Origin of the sequence: Methylobacterium sp. 1973, from assembly GCF_040545035.1 — a bacterium.
In the GTDB taxonomy this organism is placed as follows: domain Bacteria; phylum Pseudomonadota; class Alphaproteobacteria; order Rhizobiales; family Beijerinckiaceae; genus Methylobacterium; species Methylobacterium fujisawaense.
Genome location: NZ_JBEPLA010000037.1, coordinates 1 through 3,840 on the forward strand (window position 1 = coordinate 1; position 3,840 = coordinate 3,840).

Here is a 3,840-nt window from a genome sequence, read left to right on the forward strand (position 1 = left end):
ACCGGCCGGGGGAGGCGCCCGGTCGATGCCGCGGGGCGCCGCGGGGATCGGATCCCGCGCGACTTTGGCCGACACCTGGGTTCCCGCGGCGTCCCTCGTGTTCGCTCCCGGGCCATGCCCCCGGCGCCACCGGCGCGCGGGGACGATGACGCATGTCCGGAGACGGTCGACGACGGCCGCCTCCCGGACCGGCCGCCGTCGCGGCAGCGCCGGTCTTGCCGGCCGCGACGGTTGCGTCCCGGCTCCGGTCGCGCGACAACGCGGGCAGCTTCCCGCGCTCATCCGGAACACCACAGACGTGACGTCCAACGCCCCGGCGCCCCTGAAAAAAACCTTCGGCCTCTCGACCGCGATCTCCTACCCCAACGGCGCGCCCCATATCGGCCATGCCTACGAGGTGATCGCCGCCGACGCCATCGCGCGCTTCCACCGGCTCGACGGCTACGACGTGCTGTTCTCCACCGGGACCGACGAGCACGGGCTGAAGATCCAGCAGGCCGCGACCCGGGCCGGCACCACCCCGCGCGCGTATGTCGACGGCACCGCCGCCCGGTTCCAGGCGATGGCCGACCGGCTGGACTGCGCCTACGACCGCTTCATCCGCACCACCGAGCCCGGCCATTCCGCCGCCGCTCAGGAGATCTGGCGGCGGATGGAGGCCAACGGCGACATCTACCTCGACAAATATGCCGGCTGGTACTCGGTCCGCGACGAGGCCTATTACGACGAGGCCGAGACCCGGCTCCTGGAGGACGGCAGCCGCCGCAGCCTCGCCACCGACACGCCGGTCGTGTGGATGGAGGAGGAGAATTTCCTGTTCCGGCTCTCCGCCTATCAGGACCGGCTGCTGCAGCTCTACGCGGACCAGCCCGACTTCATCGGGCCGGACACCCGCCGGAACGAGGTGGCGAGCTTCGTGCGCTCCGGCCTCAAGGACCTCTCGGTCAGCCGCACGAATTTCGACTGGGGCGTGCCGGTGCCCGGCCATCCGAGCCACGTCATGTACGTGTGGGTCGATGCGCTCACCAATTATCTCACCGTCACCGGCTTCCCCGACGAGTCCGATCCGCGAAAAAAATTCTGGCCGATGGATCTGCACATCATCGGCAAGGACATCGTCCGGTTCCACGCGGTCTACTGGCCGGCCTTCCTGATGTCGGCCGGGCTGCCCCTGCCCAAGCGCGTCTTCGGCCACGGCTTCCTGCTCTCCAAGGGCGAGAAGATGTCGAAGTCGCTGGGCAACGTCCTCGATCCGTTCGAGCTCGCCGACACCTACGGCGTCGATCCGGTGCGCTACTTCGTGCTGCGCGAGGTGCCGTTCGGCGGCGACGGCAGCTACAGCCACGAGGCGATCATCGGCCGGATCAACGCCGATCTCGCCAACGACCTCGGCAACCTCGCCCAGCGCTCGCTCTCGATGGTGGCCAAGAACTGTGACGGTGCGGTGCCGGATCCGGGCAGCCTGGACGAGGCCGACCGCGCCCTGCTCGCCCAGGTCGATGCCCTGCCGGAGCGCGCCCGCACCCTGATGGGCGACCTCGCGCTGCACAGCATCCTCGCCGAGATCTGGGCCGTGGTGGCGGAGGCGAACCGCTACTTCGCCGCCCAGGAGCCCTGGCGCCTGCGCAAGTCCGACCCGGCGCGGATGAACGCCGTGCTCTACACGACGCTGGAGGCGTTGCGCGTCTTCGGCATCCTGACCCAGCCCTTCGTGCCGGGGGCGGCCGCCAAGCTCCTCGACCTGCTGGCGGTGCCGGCCGACCGACGCAGCCTCGCCGCCGTGGGGGAGGGGGGCCGGCTCGTGCCGGGCACGGCGCTCGCCGCCCCCGCGCCGATCTTCCCGCGCTTCGAGCGCCCCGAGACCCCGTCCGCCTGACGAATCTTGCCGCCCGACGGCCCCGAGACCCGATGCTCATCGACAGCCACTGCCATCTCGACTTCCCGGATTTCGCCGCCGACCTGCCCGGGGTCATCGCCCGGGCGAAGACCGCGGGCGTCACCGGCATGCTCACCATCGCCACCCGGGTCGCCAAGGCCGACACCTACCGGGCGATCGCCGAGGCTCATCCGGAGGTCTGGTACACGATCGGCACCCATCCCCACGGGGCCGCCGATGAGCCGGATGTCGCCGCCGGGACGATCGCGGAGATCGCCGCGGCCAGCCCGCGCTGCGTCGGGATCGGCGAGGCCGGGCTCGATTACCACTACGCCGACGCCGCCCCCGAGGCGGTGCAGGAGCGGGTGCTGCGCGCCCATATCGAGGCGGCGCGCCTGTCCGGCCTGCCGCTGGTGATCCACGCCCGCGACGCCGACGACCACATGGAGCGGGTGCTCTCCGACGAGATGGGCCAAAAACCCTTCCGGGCGGTGCTGCACTGCTTCTCCTCGGGGAAGCGGCTGGCGGAGGCCGGGGTGGAGCTGGGGCTGTTCGTGTCCTTCTCGGGCATCGTCACCTTCCGGCGCTCGCACGATCTGCGCGACATCGCCCGGAGCATGCCCCTGGATCGGATCCTGGTGGAGACCGACGCGCCGTTCCTCGCCCCCGAGCCCCATCGCGGGCGGACCAACGAGCCGGCCTACACGGCCGACACGGCCCGGTCCCTCGCCGAGACTCTCGGGCTGCCGGCCGAGGACCTCGCGCGGATCACCACAGCGAACTTTTTCAGCCTGTTCGACAAGGCGGCCGGCGCAACGCCCCGCAGCGGCGCGTGATCGAAGCGGGCGGGAGCGGGAGATCCGGATGGCGCGCCTGACCCTGCGGATCCTCGGCTGCGGCTCCTCCGGCGGGGTGCCGCGGGTCGGCACCGGCTGGGGTGCCTGCGATCCGGAGGAGCCACGCAACCGCCGGAGGCGCTGCTCGATCCTGGTCGAGCGGGCATCCGGGGCCGGGCGGACCACGCTTCTGGTCGACACCTCCCCCGATCTGCGCGAGCAGCTCCTGGATTCCGGCATCCGGCGTCTGGACGGGGTGCTCTACACCCACGCCCATGCCGACCACACCCACGGAATCGACGACCTGCGCCCGCTGGTGATCGCCATGCGGGCACGGATCCCGGTCTACGCGGACGCCTTGACCCGGTCGCTGCTCACGACCCGGTTCGGCTATTGCTTCGAGACGCCCCCCGGAAGCGCCTACCCGCCGATCCTCGACCTGCGCGACCTCGACGCCGACCGCGACCTGACCCTGGAGGGGGAGGGGGGCCCGATCACCGTGGCATCGCTCCCGGTGGAGCACGGCAACGAGGCCGCCCTCGGCTTCCGCTTCGGCAATGCGGCCTACATGCCCGATGTGAGCCTGATCCCGGACGCGACCCTGGCCCGGCTCCACGGTCTCGACCTGCTGATCATCGATGCCCTGCGGGACACCCCGCACCCGACCCATTTCTCGGTCTCGGACGCGCTGGCCCTGATCGAAGCGGTCCGGCCCCGCCAGGCGGTGCTCACCAACCTCCACACCGACCTCGACTACGGCACCCTGGCGGCGCGCCTGCCCATGGGTATCGCGCCCGCCTATGACGGGATGAGCCTGACCCTCGACGTCTGAGGACGGCGGGGCAGGGGGAAGGCAGGAGCGAATCGCCCGTCACACGCCTGTCGTCGCCGGAGTCCAAGAAAATCGACTTCCCTGCGAAGAAGGCTGTTGACGGCCCGGAACGGTGGGCCTATACCCCGGCTCATCGGCGCCGGCCGCGGAAGTGGACCGGGCGCTGAGGCATCTTCTGACAAGCGGCGGGATTGGCCGGCGGGTTTAGCCGGGCGGTCTTCTGTTTTCTGCGAGATGCCGGCTCTGCGGCGGGCCGCTACGGCGGTTTCGAGGCGGGGTTGACAGGAGGATCGGCG

3 protein-coding genes are annotated in these 3,840 nt (G+C 71.0%); all 3 read left to right on the top strand.

Features of this window, described 5'->3' with window-relative positions; genetic code table 11:
* Nucleotides 1-298: 298 nt before the first annotated feature.
* Genes metG through ABIC70_RS28310 form a run of 3 tightly spaced genes read left to right on the top strand, consistent with a single transcriptional unit; the run spans nucleotide 299 to nucleotide 3,544 of the window.
* Complete coding sequence (gene metG / locus ABIC70_RS28300) at nucleotides 299-1,876, top strand: methionine--tRNA ligase (protein ID WP_043354549.1); 1,578 nt, start codon at nucleotides 299-301, stop codon at nucleotides 1,874-1,876.
* A gap of 32 nt (nucleotides 1,877-1,908) precedes the next feature.
* Complete coding sequence (locus ABIC70_RS28305; RefSeq protein ID WP_354442425.1) at nucleotides 1,909-2,712, top strand: TatD family hydrolase; 804 nt, start codon at nucleotides 1,909-1,911, stop codon at nucleotides 2,710-2,712.
* A gap of 28 nt (nucleotides 2,713-2,740) precedes the next feature.
* On the top strand, nucleotides 2,741-3,544 hold the full coding sequence (locus tag ABIC70_RS28310; RefSeq protein ID WP_043354553.1) for an MBL fold metallo-hydrolase: 804 nt from the start codon (nucleotides 2,741-2,743) through the stop codon (nucleotides 3,542-3,544).
* Nucleotides 3,545-3,840: the final 296 nt, after the last annotated feature.

What these genes read in the sequence shown, in the direction of transcription:
- ABIC70_RS28305 (WP_354442425.1), top strand. Translation starts at nt 1,909, where the DNA reads ATGCTCATCGACAGCCACTGCCATCTCGACTTCCCGGATTTCGCCGCC.
- ABIC70_RS28310 (WP_043354553.1), top strand. Translation starts at nt 2,741, where the DNA reads ATGGCGCGCCTGACCCTGCGGATCCTCGGCTGCGGCTCCTCCGGCGGG.